At 68.4% G+C, this 22673-nt stretch carries 13 protein-coding genes and 1 tRNA gene; 3 read left to right on the top strand and 11 right to left on the bottom strand.

Annotated elements, in window-relative coordinates; all coding sequences use genetic code 11:
- The first annotated feature begins 19 nt into the window (after positions 1-19).
- Complete coding sequence (locus tag ACQ7JA_RS01500; protein WP_430894141.1) at positions 20-6244, top strand: DUF4347 domain-containing protein; 6225 nt, start codon at positions 20-22, stop codon at positions 6242-6244.
- A gap of 71 nt (positions 6245-6315) precedes the next feature.
- Entirely contained in the window at positions 6316-8856 is a 2541-nt protein-coding gene (locus tag ACQ7JA_RS01495; RefSeq protein ID WP_430894140.1) for a chemotaxis protein CheW, read from the top strand.
- On the opposite strand, the gene ACQ7JA_RS01490 is transcribed toward ACQ7JA_RS01495, so the two are convergent.
- The 4 genes from ACQ7JA_RS01490 to ACQ7JA_RS01475 are packed head-to-tail and all read right to left on the bottom strand — an operon-like array spanning position 8853 to position 13060.
- The gene (locus ACQ7JA_RS01490) at positions 8853-10295 is read right to left on the bottom strand and encodes an HD domain-containing phosphohydrolase (protein ID WP_430894139.1); all 1443 of its coding nucleotides are present in this window, start codon (positions 10293-10295) and stop codon (positions 8853-8855) included. The genes ACQ7JA_RS01495 and ACQ7JA_RS01490 overlap by 4 nt on opposite strands.
- A gap of 9 nt (positions 10296-10304) precedes the next feature.
- On the bottom strand, positions 10305-11930 hold the full coding sequence (locus tag ACQ7JA_RS01485) for a GMC family oxidoreductase (RefSeq protein ID WP_430894138.1): 1626 nt from the start codon (positions 11928-11930) through the stop codon (positions 10305-10307).
- Positions 11931-11957: 27 nt separating this feature from the next.
- Positions 11958-12737, bottom strand: coding sequence for an SDR family oxidoreductase (locus ACQ7JA_RS01480; RefSeq protein WP_430894137.1), 780 nt, complete (start codon positions 12735-12737; stop codon positions 11958-11960).
- Complete coding sequence (locus ACQ7JA_RS01475) at positions 12734-13060, bottom strand: nuclear transport factor 2 family protein (RefSeq protein ID WP_430894136.1); 327 nt, start codon at positions 13058-13060, stop codon at positions 12734-12736. Before ACQ7JA_RS01475 ends, ACQ7JA_RS01480 begins: the two co-directional genes overlap by 4 nt.
- A gap of 105 nt (positions 13061-13165) precedes the next feature.
- Between ACQ7JA_RS01475 and ACQ7JA_RS01470 the strand changes: the two genes are divergently transcribed.
- A complete protein-coding gene (locus ACQ7JA_RS01470; protein ID WP_430894135.1) occupies positions 13166-14086 on the top strand; it encodes a LysR family transcriptional regulator in 921 nt (306 codons plus the stop codon).
- A 6-nt stretch (positions 14087-14092) separates the two neighbouring features.
- Here ACQ7JA_RS01470 and ACQ7JA_RS01465 read toward each other — a convergent pair whose 3' ends face one another.
- The 7 genes from ACQ7JA_RS01465 to ACQ7JA_RS01435 form a co-directional block, all read right to left on the bottom strand.
- Entirely contained in the window at positions 14093-14875 is a 783-nt protein-coding gene (locus ACQ7JA_RS01465) for an alpha/beta fold hydrolase (RefSeq protein WP_430894134.1), read from the bottom strand.
- A 135-nt stretch (positions 14876-15010) separates the two neighbouring features.
- Complete coding sequence (locus tag ACQ7JA_RS01460) at positions 15011-16957, bottom strand: hybrid sensor histidine kinase/response regulator (RefSeq protein WP_430894133.1); 1947 nt, start codon at positions 16955-16957, stop codon at positions 15011-15013.
- Positions 16958-17123: 166 nt separating this feature from the next.
- Positions 17124-17213, bottom strand: a tRNA-Ser gene (locus ACQ7JA_RS01455).
- Positions 17214-17261: 48 nt separating this feature from the next.
- Positions 17262-19316 (bottom strand): putative bifunctional diguanylate cyclase/phosphodiesterase, encoded by a 2055-nt coding sequence (locus ACQ7JA_RS01450; protein WP_430894132.1) that lies wholly within the window; start codon positions 19314-19316, stop codon positions 17262-17264.
- Positions 19309-20478, bottom strand: coding sequence for an EAL and HDOD domain-containing protein (locus tag ACQ7JA_RS01445; protein ID WP_430894131.1), 1170 nt, complete (start codon positions 20476-20478; stop codon positions 19309-19311). Before ACQ7JA_RS01445 ends, ACQ7JA_RS01450 begins: the two co-directional genes overlap by 8 nt.
- A 93-nt stretch (positions 20479-20571) precedes the next feature.
- Positions 20572-21216 (bottom strand): response regulator, encoded by a 645-nt coding sequence (locus tag ACQ7JA_RS01440; protein WP_430894130.1) that lies wholly within the window; start codon positions 21214-21216, stop codon positions 20572-20574.
- The gene (locus ACQ7JA_RS01435; RefSeq protein WP_430894129.1) at positions 21213-22577 is read right to left on the bottom strand and encodes a cache domain-containing protein; all 1365 of its coding nucleotides are present in this window, start codon (positions 22575-22577) and stop codon (positions 21213-21215) included. The genes ACQ7JA_RS01440 and ACQ7JA_RS01435 overlap by 4 nt, the downstream gene beginning before the upstream one ends.
- Positions 22578-22673 lie beyond the last annotated feature (96 nt).

Here is a 22673-nt window from a genome sequence, read left to right as displayed (position 1 = left end):
AAATTTCTAGTCCAAAATCATGAACCTGATGGAGCGCCGCGTGCCTGCCTTAACGACCCCTTCGATGCATGGCATCGGCCATACTGAAATCGTCTTTATCGACACCGCCATTGCCGATTACCAGGCGCTGGTCGACGGCATCCGCGCGGGGGTCGAGGTCATCCTGATCGACGGCGCCTCCGACGGCCTGACCCAGATCGCGGCCGCGCTCGCCGGCCGCGCCGGCATCGAGGCCCTCCACCTCTTCAGCCATGGCGCGCCCGGCGTCCTGCAACTGGGCGCGACGCTGCTGGGTGAAGCCGGCCTGGCCGGACGCGGCGCCGAGCTGGCCATGCTGCGCGAAGCCCTGGCGCCGGGCGCCGACCTGCTGCTCTACGGCTGCGACGTGGCGGCCGGCCCTGCGGGCGAGCGCTTCCTGGAAACGCTGTCGGCCGCGACCGGCGCCGACGTCGCGGCCTCGATCGATCCGAGCGGCAGCGCACTGCTGGGCGGAGACTGGGATCTGGAGGCGAACACCGGCGCCATCGCGGCCGAGTCGGCGCTGGCACCCGCGGGACAGGAGGGCTTCGGCGGCCTGCTGGGCGTGGCCAGTGAGAATTTCGATGGCATGCTGAACACGACCGTCTCCGGTTTCACAAGCATGACCCTGGGCGCCTGGACCTTCACCAGCAACGTTCCGACCGAGCTGGCGCTCTACGACAGCAACACGTATCCCACGCCGTTGAACACCGACGAGCCTGGAAACACGGCCGATCACGCTGTCGCCCTCAACGACTACTTCGATCCCGGCCCGAAGCAATTCTCGATGAAGTCCACCGACGGCACGAATTTCAGCCTCGCCTCCGTCAAGATCGGCCAGGGTCCGGGCATGCCCACGAACGTGAGCATCGAAGCCTGGTCGAACGGCCAACTGGCGGTGGCCGGCGTGTCCCTCGACCTTTCCTACTCCACCTACAGCAGCGGCATCACTTATTCCTTCGCCGCCTACGGCCCCAGCGGGCTCTACGGCACCCTGAGCTTCGGCTCGGCCTACGCGAACGTCGACGAGATCCGCTTCGTCTTTGCCAGCGCCACCACCCTCTACCTCGACAACATCACGGTCGGCCCGGCCGTGGACAGCACTCCGCCCCAGGTCACCGGAGTCTGGGTGCCCGCCAATGGCATCTATGCCGCCGGCCGGAAGCTCAGCTTCACTGTGTTATTCAATGAGGCCCTCACCGTGACCGGCACCGGCAGCGCGCTGGGCCTGGACATCGGCGGCGTCGCGCGCAGCGCAAGCTTCGAGTCTGCAGGCAGCGGTTCCATCACCTACAGCTACACCCTGCAGGCCGGCGAACTCGATGCGAACGGCATCACGGTCGGCGCCCTGTCCCTGAACGGCAGCACCATCAAGGACGCGGCCGGCAACGACGCCAACCTGACGCTGATCGGCGTCGGCAGCACCAGCGGCGTGCTGGTGGACGGCATCGCGCCTTCCGTCACCGGCAACATCGGCGTACCGGCCGACGGCAGCTGGAAGGCAGGCCAGACCCTGGTCTTCACGGTCACGCTGAACGAGAACGTGACGGTCACCGGCACCGACAGCACCCTGCTCCTGGACATCGGCGGCGTCGCCCGCAGCGCCACCTTCGGTTCCGCATCGGGCAACACGATCACCTATCGCTACACGGTGCAGGCGGGCGACACGGATACCGATGGCATCGGCATCGGCGGCATCGTCCGCGGGGCCACGACCGTGCGCGACGCGGCCGGCAACGATGCCGACCTGTCGCTGTCCGGCCATCTCCCGGCAACCGGCGGGATCCGCATCGATACCAGCGCCCCGACGGTCGCCGCGATCCAGGCGCCGGCCGACGGCACCCATGTCGCCGGCGACGCACTGACTTTCACGGTGCGCTTCAGTGAAGACGTCCAGCAAGCCGGCTCCGCCAGCACGCTCGGCCTGACGATCGGCGGCGCCTCGCGCGCGGCAAGTTTCCTGTCGGCGAACGGCGACAGCATCAGCTACCGCTACGTCGTGCACGCCGGCGACAGCGACACCGACGGCATCGCCATCACGGGCATCGCCCTGAACGGCGGCAGCATCCGCGACGCCGCGGGCAACGACGCCAACCTGGCGCTGGCCGGCCACCTGCCACCGCTAGGCGGCGTACTGGTCGATGCGCTCGCCCCCGCCGTGTCGGGGCTCATCGGCGCGCCGGGCGCCGGCAGCTACCGCAGCGGCCAGACGCTCGGATTCACCGTCACCTTCGGCGAGAACGTAATCGTCAGCGGCACCGACACTACGCTCGGCCTGACCGTCGGCAGCACCGCGCGCACCGCCACCTTCGCCTCGAAAACCGCGAACAGCATTACCTATGCCTACACGGTGCAGGCCGGCGACAACGACGCCAACGGCATCGCGATCGGCGCCATCGACGCGGGCACGACCACCATCCGCGACGCGGCCGGCAACAACGCCAATCTTGCGCTGGCCGGGCACCTGCCCTCGACCGCCGGCGTGCTGGTCGACACCACCGCGCCGGCGGTCTTCGGCACGGTGTCGGCCCCGGCCAACGCCACCTATGTGGCGGGCCAGCATCTCGACTTCACCGTGGCCTTCGACGAAAACATCACCGTCGTCGGCAGCGACAGCGCGCTGGGCCTCACCATCGGCGCCACCGCGCGCAGCGCCGCCTTGCTGTCCGCCAGCGGCAACACGCTCACCTACCGCTACACCGTGCAGGCCGGCGACATCGACGCCGACGGCATCGCCATCGGCGCCCTCTCCCTCGGCGGCAGCACCATCCGCGACGCGGCCGGCAACGACGCCAGCGTGGCGCTGGCCGGCCACCTGCCGGCTACCGCCGGCGTGCTGGTGGACGGCACGGTGCCCTCCGTGACGGGCATGGTGTCGGCGCCGCCGGACGGCGTCTACAGCACCGGCCAGCAACTGGCCTTCACCGTGGTCTTCGACGAGAATGTCAGCGCCAGCGACGGCGCCAGCACGCTCGGCCTGGTCGTCGGCGGCGCCGCCCGCAGCGCAGCGTTCACCTCGCAGACCGCGAACAGCATCACCTATACCTACACCGTGCAGGCCGGCGACAAGGACGCCGACGGCATCGCCATCACCGGCATCGCCCTGAACGGCAGCACGATCCGTGACGCCGCGGGCAACAATGCGTCCCTGTCCTTGGCGGGCCACCTGCCTTCGCTGGCGGGGGTGCTGGTGGACGCCGGGCCGCCGGTCGTTGCGGGCACGATCGCCGTGCCGGCCGCGGGCAGCTATGGCGCCGGACAAACGCTCAGCTTCACGGTGAGCTTCGACGAGGACGTGACCGTCACCGGCGCCGACAGCACGCTCGGCCTCACCGTCGGCAGCACCCCGCGCAGCGCCACCTTCGCCTCGGCGACCGCGAACAGCATCACCTATACCTATACGGTGCAGGCCGGCGACAACGACGCCAACGGCATCGCGGTCGGTACCATCAGCCTGGGCGCGACGACCATCCGCGACGCCGCCGGCAACGACGCCACCCTGTCTCTGGCCGGCCACGTCCCGCCGACCTCCGGCGTCCTGGTCGACACCACGGCGCCCGCCGTCTCGGGCAATGTGTCGGTCCCGGCGAACGCCACCTACGTGGCAGGCCAACACCTCGATTTCACCGTGACCTTCGACGAAAACGTCACCGTCGGCGGCAGCGACAGCACGCTGGCGCTCACCGTCGGCAGCGTGGCGAAGAGCGCCGTCTTCCTGTCCGCCAGCGGCAACACGGTCACCTACCGCTACATCGTGCAGGCCGGCGACGTGGACGCGAACGGCATCGCTGTCGGCGCCATCGCGCTGGGTTCCAGCACCATCCGCGACGCGGCCGGCAACGACGCCAGCCTGTCCCTTGCCGGCCACCTGCCGGCTACCGGCGGCGTGCTGGTGGATGGCACCATCCCCGGCCTGACGGGCATGGTGTCGGCCCCGGCCAATGGGAACTACGGCGTCGGCCAGACGCTCGACTTCACCGTCACCTTCGACGAAAACGTCGTCGTCGCCGGCACCGCCAGCACGCTCGCACTCGACATAGGCGGCACCGTGCGCAGCGCGGCCTTCGCCTCCAAGACCGCGAACAGCATCACCTACCGCTACACGGTGCAGGCGGGCGACAACGACGCCGACGGCATCGCCATCACGGGCATCGCCCTGAACGGCGGCACCATCCGCGACGCCGCCGGCAACGACGCCATCCTGGCGCTGGCAGGCCACCTCCCGCCGCTTGCGGGCGTGCGCGCCGACACCGCCGGGCCCGTGCTGGCCACGGCCTCCGTGAACGGCGCCACGATGGTGCTGCGCTACACCGACGCGAACGCCCTCGACGCCGCGCATCCGCCGCTGGCGGGCAGCTTTGCCGTGACCGTGGCCGGCAACAGCGTCGCAGTCACCAGCGTGGCGGTCGACGCCGCCGCCGGCACCGTGACCCTGGTGCTGGCCACGGCCGTGGGCAACGGCCAGGCAGTGACGGTGGCCTACACCGACCCGACCGCCGGCAACGATGCGAATGCCGTCCAGGACGCCCTGGGCAACGACGCCGCCGGCTTCGGCGCGACCGCCGTGACCAACGCCACCCCGGCGCCTTCCACGCCGGCCCCGCCGACCAACAGCACCACGATCGACGGCGTGTCGGTCAGCAGCGCCACCGTCGTCCTCGGCGACGGCAACCTGGGCCAGCGCATCACCATCCCGATCGTGAGCCCGTCGCGCCAGGAGCAGGTCGGCGGCAACACGGTGGCCGACATTCCGCTGGTGAAGGCGGCGGACGGCAGCACCCTCCTCGGCGTGCAGGTGCCGACCGGCGCCGGCCTGCAGGCGACCGGCGCCACGGCGCCCAAGGCGGCCGGCAATTCGCTTAATGACCTGATCCGCGAGATCAAGGCCCACACCGCCGCCGGCTCCCAGGTCCAGGACCAGCTGACGGGCGGCGGCGCCGGCTTCCTCGGTAGCCTGTCCGACGACACGCCGCTGCTGGTCCAGACCATCGTCGTGGGCGGCAATGGCGGCAACGCCGGCACGCCGGTCGGCATCATCGGCCAGCCGCAGGGCGCGGGCGCGGTGCAGTCGGCCCTGGTGATCGACACGCGCTCGCTGTCCTCCGGCGCGACGATCGAACTGCACAACGTGGAATTCGCGGCCGTGATCGGCACCGCCACCGTGACCGGCGGCGCCGGCTCCCAGCACGTCTGGGGCGATGGCGCCAGCCAGACCATCTTCCTGGGCGCCGACGACGACGTGCTGCACGGCGGCGCGGGCGACGACATCGTCGGCAGCGCGGGCGGCAACGACATGATCTACGGCGACGAGGGCAACGATATCGTCTTCGGCGGCGAAGGCGACGACTACCTGGACGGCGGCAGCGGCCAGGACACGGCGCGCTTCGCGGGACGCAGCGACGGCTATTCGCTGCGCCTCAAGGACGGCAAGCTGGTGGTGACCGACCGCGTGGGCAAGGACGGCGTGGATACGGTGGTGGCGGTCGAGACGCTGCGCTTCACCGGCGGCCAGAGCATGGCGACTGAAGCCGTGCTGGCGCGCCTGTACGAGGGCCTGCTGCACCGCCAGGCCTCGCACGCCGAGATCGCGTTCTGGCAGGAGATGCACGGGCGCGGCGTGTCCATGCACGACATCGCCGCCGCCATGATCGGCTCGCCCGAAGGTGCGCCGCTGCACCGCGCGGCAAGCGATGCGGCATTCGTGGCCGGGCTGTACCAGTCGGTGCTGGGCCGCGCGGCGCCGCCGGAAAGCAGCTTCTGGACCGGCGTGCTGGCCGGCGGCGCCGACCGCGCCACGGTGGCACTGGCTTTCGTGAACTCGGCCGAGAAGCTGGCTTCCGCGCAGGACGTGGACTTCAACCGCAGCGACGTGGCGGTGCTGGTGCGCATGTACCACGCCATGTTCGGCCGTGCGCCCGACGAGGGTGGCCTGAACTTCTGGCTGGCGCGCCACGACGACGGCATGTCGCTGGGCGCCATCGCCGACGTCTTCGCCGCCTCGCCCGAGACCCGCGCCCGCCTGCCGCAGGACAGCGATGCCGCCTTCATCGACCTGCTGTACCGCACGGCCCTGGAGCGTGCACCCACGGCCGGCGAGATGCTGGAGCTGCAGGGCCAGCTGCGCGACGGCGTCTTCGACCGTGGCCAGGTGCTGCTCAATGTGGCGGAGTCGGGCGACAGCATCGCCATCGTCGGCAACATCAGCACGGATATCGCGTTGGTGTAAGGGAGGAAGCAGGCGGCACGGGTCTGGCATAGGATTTGCTTGATAGAAACGAATTGTTCTATCGAGTGAATATGAGTCAAGAATCCCAAGCTCGTCCCGTGGAGTCCTTCCTGCCCTATATGCCGGATGTGGTGCAGCGCCAGGCGGCGCTGCACGAACTGCACCAGACCTGGCGCCTGATCGAGGCGTCCGCAAAAATGAACTGCCCTGTGGAGGCGCGCCTGCTGCTGCCGGCGGTGCTGGCCACCCGCACCGACCTGGTGCAGCTCGAGCGCGACCTGGTCGCCAATATGGTCCTCGAAAAGGTGCGCGGGGTGCTGGGCGAAGCCGCGACGCGCGCGCAGTATGCGCTCGATCTCCTGGTGCGCAACCTGTTCGAGCGCACCGCCGACGTCGGCTTCCTGGCCTCCGACCTCGACCTGTGCCGCTTCGTGTCAGGCCAGGCCACAGATAGCGAGGCCGCGCGCCGCCGCCTGGCCGCCTACCGCGACAAGTACACGGTCTACGACGACATCCTGCTGCTCAGGCCCGACGGCACCGTGCTGGCGCAGGCCGACGCTTCCGGCCGGCTTGCGCACAGCAGCGACCCGCTGGTTGCAGCGACGCTGGGCGCCCCGGGCTATATCGAGACCTTCCGCGCCAGCGACCTGCGTCCCGGCCATGCACGCGCCCTGCTTTACTCGCGGGCCATGCGCGAGCCCGGCGGCGGCGCGGTAACCGGCGTGCTGGTCCTGAGCTTTCGCTTCGAGCACGAACTGACAGCGATCTTCCAGGCCTACAGCGACCGCGAAGGCCGCGCCACCATGCTGCTGCTCGATGCCGACAACCGGGTCGTGAGCAGCGCCGATCCCCTGTGGATCGCGCCCGGCGTGCAGGTGCCGGTCAGTCTTGACGAGAGCACGGCTTCGCGGATGTTCGCGGGCCGCGAGTACCTGGTGCGCACCTTCGCCTCGAACGGCTACCAGGGCTATCCGGGCCCGCCGGGCTGGAAGACACAGGTCATGGCGCCGCTCGACCTGGCCTTTCGCGGTGTGCGCCAGGATGCGGCGTCCCAGGTCGCGCCGGGCATGCTGCAAGGGCTGCTGTCGCACGCGCACACCTTCAACCCGGCACTGCACACGCTGATGTCCTCCGTGTCTGGCACGACCCAGGCCATCAAGCGCATCGTCTGGAACGGCAAGATCAGCAGCGTGAAAGCAGCGCATGGCGAAGTGCGCGACAGCAGTCGCCTGAACCCCGTGCTGGACCAGATCACCGAAACGGGCGAACGCAGCGACGCCGCCTTCTCGCAATCGATCCAGGGCCTGTACCAGACGGTATTGGCCTCGAGCCTCCAGGCTGCCGCGTTCACGGCCCAGCTGCTGGTCGACATGCTGGACCGCAGCCTCTACGAACGTGCGAACGATTGCCGCTGGTGGGCGCTGGCCGGCCAGCTGCGGCAGGCCCTGGCTTGTGGCGACGAACAGGAAAAAACGCCAGGCATCGGCGCCCTGCTACACCATATCAACGGCCTGTACACGGTCTACACCCGCCTCTTCGTCTACGACCGCAGCGGCCGCATCGTCGCGACAACGGGTTCGCAGGATGTCGTCGGCGGCCAGGTGCCGGGCGAGACCCTGCGCGCCGTGGCAGGCCTGCGCAGCGAGATGGACCACTACGTCGAACCCTTCGGCCCTTCGCCGCTGTACGACGGCCGGCCCACCTTCATCTACCACGCGGCGATCCGTCATCCCGAGCGCGATGCGACCGTCGTGGGCGGCATAGGCATCGTCTTCGACAGTGCCGTCGAGCTGCGCAATATGCTGGACAGCGGCGTGGCGGGGCGCGCGAACATGCACGCCTTCCTGGTCAGCCCGGACGGGCGGGTGCTGTGCGGGACCGATTCCTCCCATCCACCCGGGAGCGTGCTGCCGCTCGAGCGCGCTCTGTTGGAGGCGGCCTCGCAGCAAGGTCACGACGCACGCATCGTGGCGCATGGCGGCCAGTACTGCGTCGCAGCCTGCGCCCGCGCGCAAGGTTACCGCGAGTTCCGCGCCGTTACCGGGCGCGAGCAGCCGGTGCTGTCGGTGCTGCTGCAGTCCTTCGGTCCGGTGCGCTCCGCGCCGGAAATCGCAGCGATGGGCGGACATGCGCGCGTACGTCCGGAGCACGAGTATGGCCGCAACTATGCGCTGTTCGAGGTGGACGGCGTCCTGATGGCGCTGGATGCCGGCGCAGTGGTCGAGGCGGTGCCCTTCGCGCGTGTCAAACGCACGCCCCCCTCCGATGGCGCCCGCATCGGCATGCTCGATGTCGACATCGACAAGGAGCGGCGCCATTTCGTGTGGGTGTTCGACCTGGCGCGGCTGACCTCTGGCCGCTCCCGGGCGCTGCGCGGCGATGGCCAGGTCATCCTGGTGCGCGATGGCGCGACGACAATCGGGCTGCTGGTGGACGACGTGCATTCGGTGCAGTGCTTCGCGCCGCAAGCGGCCAGCCCGGTCGGCATGGCGGGCGACGAAGCCGGAATCACCGTCGGCCTGATCAAGGCGAATGGCGGCGAGATACTGATCCAGGAGATCGGCGTGAAGAAGATCCTGGCGCAGGTCTGCTCCGTGATGGCTGCGGCCTAGATCAGTCCGAGCGTCAGGCCTTTCAGCGTCGCCGCGGTGCGCGTCGAGCATCCAAGCTTGCGGAAGATACTCTCGACATGGGTGCGCACGGTCGATGGGCTGATCTGCAGCTCGCGCGCGACCTCCTTGTTGCTTTCGCCGAGGCTGAGCCGGCGCAGCACCGAGGTCTCGCGCTCGGACAGCAGGCGCCTGCGCTGTGCCGCCGGCTCTTCGACCTGCAATCCCTTGCCTTCGGCGGCAGTGACGACTGCGTTCACGGCGCTGCCGCAGAAACGCCCCGCCGACACCCCGGCCGCAAGCTGCCGGCCTGCTTCCTCGGCATCGCAAGCAGCGCGCCAGGGGCGCGGCATGCACAAGGCCGCATAGGCGCTTGCTGCGGCCAGGATCCGCTGCGCCATGGTCAGCGTATCGCCTTCGAGATCGCGGTGGTAGCCGCTGCCGTCCAGGCGCTCATATATGTGGGATGCGAGCGTCGCCTCGGCGCGCAGCGAGGGAATCTGCACGCCGGCGCGCGCCGTCCAGTAAGGCACCAGGCGCACCTTTTCCCAGTCCGCCGTCGTCAGCCTGCCGCTGCGCTGCCAGACGGCGTTCGGCACGGCGGCACGGCCGATGCCGTGCATCAGGGCGGCGCGGCCCAGGCACTGCTGCTGGCTCGGGCTCAAGCCCGCCAGCTGCGCGGCGCGCTCGGCGAGGTCCGCTACCCGGCGCGAGTAGCCGAGCAGCCAGGGCAGCTTCAGTTCGATCATGTCGGCCACGATGGTGAGCGACACGCGCTCGCTCAGGACCGGCAGTTCCGTCGGACAGGGAGGTGCTTCGACCGCCTCCAGCCACTGGGCGGCATGCGCCGCCTGCAGCTGGACCAGGTCGGCCGGATACTTCCTGTCCGCGCGCCCGGCGATCATCCGCAGGGCCTCGTCCAGCCCATGCGCCCGCGTCAGGATCTCCAGGTCGCTCGCCAGGTTGACGTAGTAGACCAGGCGCGGGATGTCCGCATCCGTCAGGCGTTCCGGGATGCCGCCGCCGTCGTAGTGTTCCCACACGCGCCGCAGGCCGATCTCGACTTCCACCGGCAAGCCCATGGCCTCGGCGATCGCGCCCGATACCTCGCAGTGGATGCGGGCCAGCGGCGCGACGCTGGTGAAGGTCATTTTCGTGCCGGGCGGCAGGGTCTGCGTGAGCATCGCATCGCGGCCGGCGACGTCGTCGCCGAGCAGGTCGGTGAAGCCGCTTGCATTGGCGGTGCAGCCCGACCAGCGCAGCAGCGTCACCAGCCGCACGTGGGCGCAGGCCCCGGCTGCGGCGCCGTCCTGCAGGGCCAGGCGCTCGGCCAGGGCGGCCGAGCGGATCGACTGGTCGGTGGGCTGGCCCATGCTCAGGTCGCCCACCATGGCAAGCACCTGGACGGCTTCTTCTACAGTGACGGTATGGTCTTTGTGCATCCCTTCACTCTAGCGTATTCCCTGGACACCATGTGCGGACTTGATGAGGTCGGCCGCCCGTTCGCCGATGACGACGCAGGGCGCCATCGTGTTACCCGTCGTGATACGCGGCATGATCGACGCATCGGCGATGCGCAGGCCCTTGATGCCATAGACCTGCAGCCTGGCATCCACCACCGACATGGCGTCGCGCCCCATCTTGGCCGTGCACGACTGGTGCCAGTAGGTGACGGCGCCGTTGCGGATGTAGGCCTCCATCTCTTCGCGATTCAGCTTGCCGGGCATGCTCTCGCCCTTCACCAGTCGCCCGAAGGCGCCGGCATTGCCCAGCGCGCGGCACAGTTCGATGTTGGCCAGGGCCGCGCGCATGTCGTCCGGATCGGACAAGGTATTGGCGCGGATGATCATGCCGTCGTTCGCCTCGGGACCGGACAGCAACAGCTCGCCCCGGCTCTTCGGGTGTGCAAGGCCCGCGAACATGGTCCAGCCGTGTTCGGGCACGCCGCGCGCCGCGTTCTCCGCACTCGGCACCGGGAACTCCACCTGGCAGTGCAGCATGTCGGGCGCGTCCAGGCGTGGATCGCTTTTCCAGTACAGCGTCGCCTCGGAGCCGCCGTTGCCGACCTGCTGCGGTTCGGCGTATTCCCAGATGCAGCCGAAGGAGACGTGGTCCTGGTGATTCTGGCCGACGCCCGCCAGGTGCTGGCGCACGGCGATGCCGTGGCGCTGCAGCTCCTTCTCCGGGCCGATCCCGGACTGCATCAGGACCTTCGGCGTGTTCACGGCGCCCAGCGACAGAATCACTTCGCGAGTACTGCCGATCCACCGCTTGCGGCCGTCGAGAATGACTTCGACGCCGGTCACCAGGCTGCCCTCGAAGGTGAGCTTCGAGACCAGCGCATCGGTCAGCACCGTCAGGTTGCACTGCGCCATGCGCGGATAGGTATAGGAACGGAAAACCGACAGGCGCTTGCCGTCGCGGATGCGCAGGTCGTTGATCGCGGCGCCGCCGTCGCACTCCATCATCGCGCCGTTCGGGCTGTCGAAGGTCGGGATGCCCAGCGAGCGCGCGGCCTCCAACATGAGGGTGGCCGTCGGCTGCGGATCGCGGGCCGGCGCCACGTAGACGGGGCCGCCCTGCCCGCGCCGCTCCGGATCCGCCGGGCCGTGCCAGTCTTCGATGCGGCGGTAGATCTGCAGTACGGACTCGTAGTTCCAGGCCTCGTCGCCCGCCTCCGCAGCGAAATGGTTCCAGTCGCTGCGGTGGCCGCGCGCCCAGACCATCACATTGATGCTGGAACCGCCGCCCAGCACCTTGCCCATGTTCATGGGAATGGAGCGGCCGTTGAGGTGGACGTTCGGCTCCGCCATGAAACCCCAGTCGCGTTCCGTGCCCAGGTTGAGCGGCCACTGCGCCGGTTCGATGACGCTCGCGACGTCGTCGCTGCCGCCGGCTTCCAGCAGCAGGACCTGCACGTCCGGGTTCTCGGCCAGCCGGGCCGCGACAACGGAGCCCGAGGAGCCTGCGCCGCAGACGATGAAGTCGTAGTGGCTGCGCAGGCTGGCGTGCCGTGCGGCCTGGTTGCGACGGACCGCGTCCGCGAAATCGGGTTCGGAATGGTAAGGAGTGTTCATGGTCGGATACCTGCAAGTGAAGACTGCCTAGACAGTCGGGATGGTGCCGCCGTCGATCACGTACTCGGCCCCATGGACCGAGGCCGCCAGCGGTGACAGGAGAAAGGCGACCAGCTCGGCGACCTCCTCCGGCCTGCCGGGACGGCCGATCGGGATGCCGCCCAGCGAAGCCATGAGCTGCTGCCTGGCCTCATCCATGGTGCTGCCGCCGTGTTGCGCCAGGCGTTCGATGAAGGCCTGCGTCGCGATGGTTTCGATGAAGCCGGGCGCCACGCTGTTCACGCGGATACCCTTGGGGCCGAATTCGTTGGCCAGCGATTTGCTGTAGTTGCTGAGCGCCGCCTTGGCCGCGGCATAGGCGACGGTGGATTCGAACAGCGGCAGGCGTCGCTGGATCGAGGTGATGTGGACGATGGCGCCGCTGCCGCGTTCGAGCATCGCGGGCAGGAAGGCGCGGTCCAGGCGCACGGCGGACATCAGGTTGGCCTGCAGCGCCGCGTCCCACAGCGCGTCGGTCAGCGCCAGCGCGCCGCCGCCCGGCGCCGAGGAGCCGCCCACGTTATTCACCAGGAAGTCGAGGTGGCCGAATTCGCGCCGGACCACGTCGGCGACATGGGCTGCGCCCGCGCTCGTTGCAAGGTCCGCTTCGATGTAGCGCACCCCGGGCAGCGGGGCTTCCGGCGCGCGGCGGGCAGTCGTGATCACGACCGCGCCGTCCTGTGCCAGGCGGAGCGCGGTGGCCTCGCCCATGCCCATGGTGCCGCCAGTGACGAGGGCGTGCTTGCCCTGGAAGGAATAGGCGCTCATGCCGTCACCTCCAGCGACTGGATGCCACCGTTCTGCAGCAGGAAGTGGAAGTCGAGCGCGATCGGGCTGCCCGGGAAGGTGCCGCGCACGGTGGCGCGGACGACATGCGCGTCTCCGGCCTGGACCACGCCGGTCGGCTCCATCGTGGACTGGTAGCGGGCGACGTAGTCGCTGGCCCAGGCGGCGATTTCCTCACGGCCGCTGCGCAGGTGGCCTTCGTCGAAGACCTTGGCATCGGAGTTGAAGGCGGCCGCAATCCGCTGCGGATCCATGGCGTTGTTGGCGTCGACGAAGTTGGCGATCGCTTGAGGCAGTTTGTTCATGTCAGTCTCCAAAAAAGGTGTGAAGCCAGTGTAGATTCTGGCATCATTGCGAAAAAGCACCATAATGGACATGCGCAATGAACCAACAGTTCATAATCAAATAAGATGAGCTCGCTCGACCTCATCCGCCTGTTTCTTGCCGTTGCCGAGGAGCGCAGCTTCACCCTGGCCGCCCGGCGCCTGAACATCACGCCGACGGCGGTCAGCAAGGGTGTACGCGCGCTGGAGAAGCAGCACCGCGTCGCGCTGTTCGTCCGTACGACCCGCAGCGTCGCGCTGACCGAAGCGGGAGCGACCCTGCAAGCGGCCGTCAAGCCGGCGGTCGGCCAGATCGACGACGCTTTCAGCGAGCTGTCGCGTCACCAGAGCCGCCCGTCCGGCCACCTGCGCATCACCGCGCCGCGCACCTTCGGCTTTCTCGTGGCGCGTCACCTGGTGCCGCGCATGCGCGCCGCCTACCCCGACGTCAAGGTCGACCTGTCGCTCGACGACGGCCTGGCCGACCTGGTGACGCAGGGTCTGGACGCCGGCATCCGGCTGGGACAGGCGATCGCGCAGGACATGGTGGCCATCCGTCTCAGCCAGCCCCTGTCATGGTCGCTGGTCGCCTCGCCCGCTTACCTCGACAAGGCGGGCAGCCTCGAACGCCCGCAAGACCTGCTGCGGCACCAGGCGCTGCGCTACCGCTTCACCACCGCGAGCCGCCTGCCGCCATGGCGCCTGAACGGGCCGGAAGGCGAACTGCTGCTCGACATCGATGCCCACCTGAGCGCCAACGACACCCAGATGCTGGCCGAATGGGCGCGCCAGGGAATGGGGATCACCTACCTGCCGGACCTCGAGATCAAGGAGGACGTGGATGCCGGACGGCTGGTGCGGGTGCTGACCCGCTTCGTGCCCGAGACCTCCGGCCTGTTCCTCTACTTCCCGATGCGCACCCAGCACCAGCCGAAGATGCGCGCGCTGATCGAGCAGGTTTCTCTGCTCGCCGGCGAGGGCGCCTTCGACATCCGCTGCGCGCCCTAGCTGCCTTTACTTGGATGCGGCGACAGCGTCGAGGATGACCTTGGCCACGTCCGCGGGGCGTGACTGCTGCGGCACGTGGCTGGCCTGCAGCTCGGTGGTCCTGGCGTTGATCTTCTTCGCCATCGCGCGCAGCAGGCCTGGGTCGATCATGCGGTCGCGCGTGCTGACGATGAACCACGAAGGTTTGGTGGTCCAGGCGGCGTTGCTCACCTTGTCGGCGAAGGCCTTGGCCTGGATCGGGCCCTGGGTCGCGGTCATGACGGCGGCCTGCGCGGCCGGCACGTCCTGGGCGAAGTCTTCGCGCATCGCGGCTTCGGGCAGGCTCAGGAAGCCTTCCGCATCGGCGACGAAGCGCTTGCTGCCCGGGGCTGCGGGGTAGCCCTCTCCGGTGTCGGCGGTCGACTTGCCGGCGTCCGGGGCGAAGGCGGCGACGTAGACCAGGCTGGCGACCTTGTCGTGCTGGCCGGCGTCCGTGATCACGGTGCCGCCCCAGGAGTGGCCGACCAGCACCACCTTGCCCGGCTGGGCCGCGATGGCGCGGCGGGTGGCGGCGACGTCGTCGGCCAGGGAAGTGAGCGGGTTCTGGACGGCGGTGACCTTCACACCCTTGGCCTGCAGGATCGGGATGACCTTGGACCAGTCGGAACCGTCGGCGAAGGCGCCGTGGACGATGACGACCGAGGGCTTGACGTCGGCGTCGACGGCTGCGGCGCTTGCGGCCTGGGTGCCGATGGCGGCGAAAGCGGCGGCGGCGGCGATCAGGCGCAACGAGGTGGTGATGGCGGTCATGGCGTTCTCCTCTGGTGTGGTGGGTAAGTGAGACCAGTGTAGGGAGAATGCCGCCGCGGCGGTATCGGTCGAATAACCGATAGGGTCGCGCGACGCGGGTCCTGCGCTGCCTGGCAGGCCGGCCGCAGCCAGCCCTCAGGCGCTTGCCGCTTGCCTGCCGGACTTCGCGGCGCCGGCGCTTTCGAGCACCGCGCTCAACTCGTCGTAATCCACGGGCTTGACCAGGTGATGGTCGAACCCGGATTCCAGCGAACGCTGGCGGTCTTCGGCCTGCCCGTAACCGGTCACGGCAACCAGCACGGCCGACGAGGTTTCCGCTTGGGCGCGCAGCCGCTGCGCCAGCTCGTTCCCGTCCATGCCGGGCAAGCCGATATCGAGCAGGCACACGTCGGGGCGCTCGTTGCGCGCGAGTTCGAGTGCGCGCAGGGATTCGTGGGCAATCGCCACCTCATGCCCGGCCGCCTCGAGCAACATGCTCAGGACCTCGGCGGCGTCCACATTGTCGTCCACGACCATCAGGCGCAGCGGCGGCGCGGGGGCCCCGGCCTGGCGCGCGTCCGCCCCTGCGCCGGCCGGCTCGCTGCGCGCTCCCAGCGCCGGGAGGCAGACAGTGAAGGTACTGCCCTTGCCTGGGCCGGCGCTCTGGCATTTCACGGTGCCCCCGTGCAGCTCGACGATGTTCTTCACCAACGCCAGCCCGAGCCCCAGGCCGCCGGAGGAGCGGTCCGAGGTCACGATGGCCTGCGCGAACAGGTCGAACACCCGTTCGACCAGCTGCGCTTCCATGCCGACGCCGTCATCGCTGACCTTGATCACGACATGGGCGCCGTCCATGCCGACGCTGACACCGATGGCGCCGCCCTCCTGCGTGTACTTCGCCGCGTTGTTGACGAGGTTGGCAAATACCTGCACCAGGCGCTTCTTGTCCCCCACCACCCGTGCTTCGCGGGGAATCGCGTCGATCGACAACTGCTGCCGCCGCGCCTGGATGAGCGGCGCCGATTGTTCGACCGCGTCGGCGACGATCAGCGCGATATCGAGCTCGGTCTTGTCGAGCTCCACCAAACCCCGCGTCACGCGCGAGACGTCGAGCAGGTCGTCGACCAGGCTCGTCATGTGCTTGACCTGCCGTACGATGATTTCGCTGGTGCGCCGCAGGCGCGCCTTGTCGACGTCCGCCAGCAGCAGCAGCTCGGCGGCCGAGCTGATCGGCGCCAGCGGATTGCGCAGCTCGTGCGCCAGCATGGCCAGGAACTCGTCCTTGCGGCGGTCGATGTCCTTCAGTTTCAGTTCCGCAAGCTTGCGTTCGGTGATGTCGCTGGCCGAGCCGATCCATTCGTAGATCTCGCCCGCCGCGTCCAGCAAGGGCACCGCGCGTGAATAGGTCCAGCCAGGCGAATCGTCCACCCGCAGCACGCGATGTTCGAGTTCGAACAGGGTCTTGTGCGCGATCGCTTCCTGGATATGCGCTCGGGCCAGCGCCAGGTCTTCCGGATGCACATACTGCTCGATGTGGTATTCGGCCCAGCCGGTCGTGGTCTTGAGGAAGCCGCGGCCGTCGAGTTCATGCATGTACTTCCAGTCGGGACTCATCCGGTATAGCACGTCCGAGGTCGCCGCCACATAGGCGCTCAGCCGGCTCTCGCTGGCGCGCAAGGACTTTTCGTAGCCGACCCGGTCGGTAATGTCGATCGTGGTGTGCGAGATGCACAGCAAGGCGCCATCGTCGCCGTAGATCGGCGTGTTGGTCGCGCTCCAGTAGCGGTCCTCGAACCAGCTGCGCCCATCCGCGTGCATTTCGATCGGATAGCGCTGCGCCTGGATCGTCTGGCGCTCGCCCGATGCAATCGCCGTCGCAATCGAGTCGGCCAGCTTGCGCATTCCGTCGCCGGCGGCGTCATTGGGATCGTTCGGGAAGGCTTCGAACAGCGGCAGGCCCTGGACTTCGGCGCGGGTCCGCGAGACTGCGGTGAGGAAGGCCTGGTTGACGGCGAGGATCTCGAGCTTCTCGGTAGGCGCCAGCAAATATTGCCCGATCGGAGAAGCGTCGAAGGATAGGTGGAATAGTTTATCGAGCAGCATGATCTTTCGGTGAGTGGCACGCTTCATGGAATGCTGGGGCTACCGTATGTTACCTGCAATCAAACCAAATGCCACAATTTACTGCGGGTCACTTGCATGCCGCTGGACGCGCAGGCCGAGGACGAAAAAAAAGCCCCATCGCGTGGGGCTTTTTGTTCAGCATGCTTGGCGGAAGCGGTGAGATTCGAACTCACGAACGGGTTCCCCCGTCGGCAGTTTTCAAGACTGCTGCCTTCAACCACTCGGCCACGCTTCCTCTGAGGAAGCAGCATTATACATAAATCATCAACACCGGTCAGGACAATCAGGCCACCAGCAGCCAGTTCTCCCGCAGGCAGCGCTCGAAGTCGAAGGCCGGCAGCGGCTTGCTGTACAGGTAGCCCTGCACCTCGTCGCAGCCCGCCTCGCGCAGGAAGTCCAGCTGTTCCACGGTCTCCACGCCTTCCGCGATCACACGCAGCCCGAGCTGGCGCGCCATGCTGATGATGGTCCCCGCGATCGCGCAATCGCTGCCGTCCACCGGAATCCCGGTCGTGAACGAGCGGTCGATCTTGAGCGTATCGATCGGGAAGCGCTTCAGGTAGGACAGGCTCGAATACCCCGTCCCGAAATCGTCCAGCGACAGCGCCACGCCCAGCTTGTTGATGTGATCCATGATGCCGGTCACGCGTTCGAAGTCGTGCATCAGCGTGCTCTCGGTGATCTCCAGCTCCAGCCACGACGGATCGAGCTGATAGCGCGCCAGCGTATCTGCCACGCGCTCCGGCAGTGACGCGGTAAATTCGCGCGCCGACACATTCACCGCCAGCCGGAACGGCGGCACACCCGCTCGCTGCCAGATCGCCGCCTGCGCACACGCCTGCTCCAGCACCCACTCGCCCACCTGCACGATCAGGCCCGTGGTCTCGGCCAGCGGAATGAATTCGCTCGGTGGGACCACGCCGCGGGTCGGATGCACCCAGCGCACCAGCGCCTCCGCGCCGACGATGCGGTCCGACCCGATCTCGAACTTCGGCTGGTAATACAGAATCAGCTCACCGTTGCCCAGCGCCTGGCGCAGGCCCGATTCGATGCGCATGCGTTCCTGCATCCCCTGGTTCATGTCCTGGCTGTAGAAAGCCACGCTGCGGTCGGGATTCGCCGCCGCCTGCTTGGCGCGCTCCATCGCGATGTCGGCCAGGCCGAGCAGGGTCTCGGCGTCGCTGCCGTCCTGCGGGAACACACTGATGCCGATGCTGGCGCCCACGCGCAGGTCGTGGCCGCCGATCAGGAAAGGCGCGTCCAGCGCCAGCTGCAGCTTCTGCGCCACCGTGGTCGCCTCAAAATGCTGGCGGATGTCGAACAGGCCCACCGCGAATTCGTCGCCCGACAGGCGCGCCACCACGTCCTCATCACGCAGGGTGTCGCGCACACGTTTGGCCACCTGGCGCAGCAGCTCGTCGCCGATGCGGCGGCCGAGGGTGTCGTTGATGCGCTTGAATCGGTTGATGTCCATGAACATCACGCAGCCGGAAGTTTCGTTGCGCTGCGCGACCATCAGGGCCTGGTCGACCAGGCGCGCGAACAGGGTGCGGTTCGGCAGGCCGGTGAGTTCGTCGTAGTAGGCCAGGTGGTGCAGCTGTTCCTCGGCCTGCTTGCGTTCCGTGATGTCGGTCAGATAGGCGATCAGCCCGATCGGGCGCTCGGCCAAATCGCGCAGGGGAGACAGCGACAGGCTGGCCCAGAACACCTCGCCGGACTTCTTGCGGCGCTTCACTTCCATCATGCGCCCGCCCTGCTCGGCAAAAGCGTCCGGCATGTCCTCGTCTTCGTCCGCGTACAGGAACAGGATGTTGCGGCCGATGGCTTCCAGGCCCGTGTAGCCGAACAGCTCCTCGGCGCCGCGGTTCCAGCTGGTGATGTAGCCCATCTGGTCCATCGTCAGGACGGATTCGTGGATCTGGTCGAGGATCTGCGACTGGTGCGCCAGCTGCGCTTCCATCTGCGCATAGGCGTGGGTGGAGCGCTGGGCCAGCGAGTGCACCTGCATCAGGGAGGCCGTCAGGTGCGCCAGTCCCTCCAGCTGGCGCGCATCGTCCACCGTATAGCTGCATCGCCCCGCCACTTCGTAGATGCCGAACTGCTCGGACACGCCCGCCACCACCTGGCGCAGCACCGGGCCGGGCCCGAAAGGTGCGGCCACGCCGGCGCCCGGCACGAATCGGCCGCGCGGACTATTCAGCAGGCCGGCTGCCGCGCCGCCCAGGGCGGCATGGAGGGTGTCGCCGCGCAGGCGCAGCACCGCATCGCACACTGCACTGGAGGCGCCGACAAAGTCGAGCGATGTAAGGGCGGGGACCAGTGCATGCATATCAGACATTACGGCCTACCTGGATTGCCCAATGATAGGCGTTCATCTGGCTGTGCCACCAGGCGGTGGGGCTGATGCCGGCCTCAAACAGCTCCTGCTCCGTGGGACGGGTCTCCGCCAGGCGCAGCCAGCTTCCCAATGGCCCAGTGCGGTGCAGGAGCGCCTCGGACACCTGCTCGGGCAGGAACAGCTCGGCGACGATTTCGCTCATCGGCATCTGCAGCAGGCGGTCGAGGAGAGAAAACACGCCGGTCATGAAGGCCAGGTCGCAGTCGTCGCGCTCCCCGCCAGCTTCCTTGCACAGGGCCTCCAGCTGGGCGCCGCGGCGCGCGGCCAGCGGCAGCAGCAGGTTCGGCAGGCCGTCGGGCTGCTGGCGCGCGTACAGCAGCAATTGCAGCCAGCGCTGCAACTGGCGCCGGCCGAGCAGGCTGATGGCCTGGTTGAAGCTGGTGATCTGGGAGCTGACCGCGAAGGCCGCCGAGTTCACGAGTTTCAGCAGGTGGAAGGACAGCGCCGGGTCCTGCTTGAGCTGGTTTTCGAGCTCGCGCGAGTCGGCGTCGCGCGCCAGCAGGCCGAGCAGGGTCAGGATGCGCTTGCGCGAACTGCCGTCGCCGCCCTGCCCCGCCAGCACGGGGTCGTAGGGATAATCGCCGCTGAACCAGTCGAAGCCGGCCATCTCGCATTCGCCGAAGCGCCGGGCGCTGTCGACGCGGGTGGCAAGGTGGGGGCCGAACAGGGCGAACAGGCGGCCCGGCGGCAGCGCGTCGACGCTGCAATCGCGCGACACGGTGCGCAAGGCCGGCGGGACGGTCACGCCCTCTGGGGCGTCGCCGTCGAGCCAGATGCGGTAGCCGATTTCATGGAGTTCGGCCAGGCGGCGCGTCACGCCGTCCTGCGCCAGCGCGCCTGCGGCCACCACGAAGCCGATGCGGTTGGCCGGCAGCAGGGCCAGCACCGGCGGCGTCAGTGAAGCCGGGTGATCGAGTATCAGGAGACCGTCCAGTGGCGCGATCGCGGTCAAGAGGTCCGGGGAACCGAACACCGTCTGCAGGTCCTGCGGCGTCGGGGCGACGCCCTCAACCCGCAGGTATAGCGCCACCCACTCGTTCTGCCCATTGGCGACCGGGTCGATTGCTACCAGCGGAAATGGGTGTGGGTCCAGCTCGGCCATTGTGGAGGCTTCTCAATGATATTCAGTCAATCTTATTGTAGTGCTTATCAGAAAGCAACACCTGTATTGCTCTACGGACACTAATATGCAGACTTAGGGGCTGGCGTGTTGTATTGCGTAGCGAATCAGCTCGGCCTGACCCTCGATCCCGAGCTTGCGCTTGATGTTCAGGCGGTGGGTTTCGACCGTGCGCACCGACAGGTCGAGTTCGCGGGCGATGCCCTTGTTCGACTGGCCGGCCGCGATGAAGCGCAGGATCTCCTGCTCGCGCGAGGTGAGGCCTTCGCCATAGCCGGAGGCCGCGGCCGGCGGGCTGGCCAGCTGGCGCGCCAGGGCGGCGCTGTAATAGATGCCGCCGCCCATCACGGTGTCGATCGCCAGCACGATGTCCTTGCCCGGCGCGTCCTTCAGCACATAGCCGCGCGCGCCGGCCTGGATGGCCTGGGTCACGTACTCGGGCCGGTCGTGCATGGACAGCATCAGCACCGCGATGCCGGGGAAGCGCTGCGTCAGGCGGGCGGTGGCTTCGATGCCGCTGGTATTGCTGTCGCCGCGCATGTTCACGTCCATCAGCACCAGGTCGGGCTGCAGAATGCCGGCCTGCTCCAGCGCCTCTTCGGCGGACCCCGCCTCGCCCACCACGCGCAGGCGTGGCGCCGCTTCCAGGCGCGCGCGCAGGCCGTCGCGCACCAGGGGGTGGTCGTCCACCAGCAGGATGTTGATGTCTCGTTCGCTCATGCGTGTTCCTCGAGGTCGATGCTGGCCACCACGCGGGTGCCCTGGGGGCTGGAGGCGATCTCCAGGCGTCCGCCGATCGCTTCCATCCGTTCCATCATATTGCGCAGGCCGATCCCGCGCTGCGGGTGCACCGCCACGCTGTCGGCGTCGAAGCCCGCGCCGTCGTCGCGAATCGTCAACGTAAGGCAGCGGCCGCGCCGCACCAGCGACAGGTCGATCAGGCGCGCGCCGGCGTGGCGTTCGGCGTTCGTCAGGGCTTCCTGGGCGATGCGGAACAGCACCGTGCCCGCCGTCTCGGGCAGCGCATCCACGGCCCCTTCGACCCGGAAGCGGACCGGCGTGCCGCTATGGCGGTGCGATTCGCTGGCCAGGTGGTCGAGCGCGGGGGCCAGGCCCAGGTCGTCCAGCAGGGCCGGACGCAGGTCGTGCGAAATGCGCCGCACCTCGCCCAGCACGCATTTCACCTGCTCCACCGTGCGTTCCAGGCCTTCCTTGCCGGCCTGCTGCTGGGCCGCGTCGCCGCCCAGGCGGATGATGCCAGCTTCCAGTTGCAGCTTGACGGAGACCAGCGCCTGGCTGATCCCGTCGTGCAGGTCGCGCGAGAGGCGCGCCCGTTCCTGCTCCTGCGAGTCGACCACCCGCTGGGCCAGGGCCTTCAGCTTGGCGTCGGCCACGCGCAGCTCGCGCAGATTCAGCACCAGGCCGCCGGCGGCCACCGCGCTCGACGCCAGGATCGCCAGGCCGGCGATCCACAGCAGGGTTTCGTCGATATTGCGCGACTGCTGGGCGTCGATCTGGGTGAGCGCGTTTTCCACGTCGTCGAGGTAGATGCCGGTGCCCATCATCCAGCCCCAGTTCGCCACCGGCACCACGTAGCCGAGCTTGGGCGCCTGGCGGTTCGAAGACGGCTTGGCCCAGGTGTAGCGGTGGAAGCCCCCGCCGGCCTGGGCGCGCTCGATCAGGCGCCGGATGGTGGGCACGCCGTTGGCGTCCTTCCAGTCCCACATGTCGCGGCCGACCAGCTCGGGCTGGCGCGGGTGCATCAGGCTCTTGCCCTTCATGTCGTAGACGAAGAAGTAGCCGTCGTCGCCGAAGCTGAGCGCGCCGAGGATGCGCTTGGCTTCCTCCAGCGTGTCGGGGTCGTTGCGGCCGGAGCGGACCAGGTGGCCGATCGACTGGCTGGCCAGGGCCACGTAATGGCGCAGCTCGGCCTCCTTGCTGGCCAGGTAGGCGCGCTGGATGGTGGCGCGCTGCTGCCGGGCCAGGTCGACGGCCTGCTGGCGCACGAACAGGGCGATGGCGCACAGGGCCACGATCAGGGGGGCGATGGCCAGAACAATGACCTTTTGCCGAAGTTTCATGTTTTTCGTAGGGTGGGCGGTCCCCCGCCCACGCGGTGATAGTTATCGCAAAAAGGCCGCGCACGATGATTTCACCGTGATTTCGAACGCGTGGGC

The organism is Massilia sp. BKSP1R2A-1, from assembly GCF_050586525.1.
Classification (GTDB): domain Bacteria; phylum Pseudomonadota; class Gammaproteobacteria; order Burkholderiales; family Burkholderiaceae_D; genus Telluria.
Note: the sequence above shows the minus strand (reverse complement) of the source record. Positions and strands in the feature narration are given on the sequence as shown.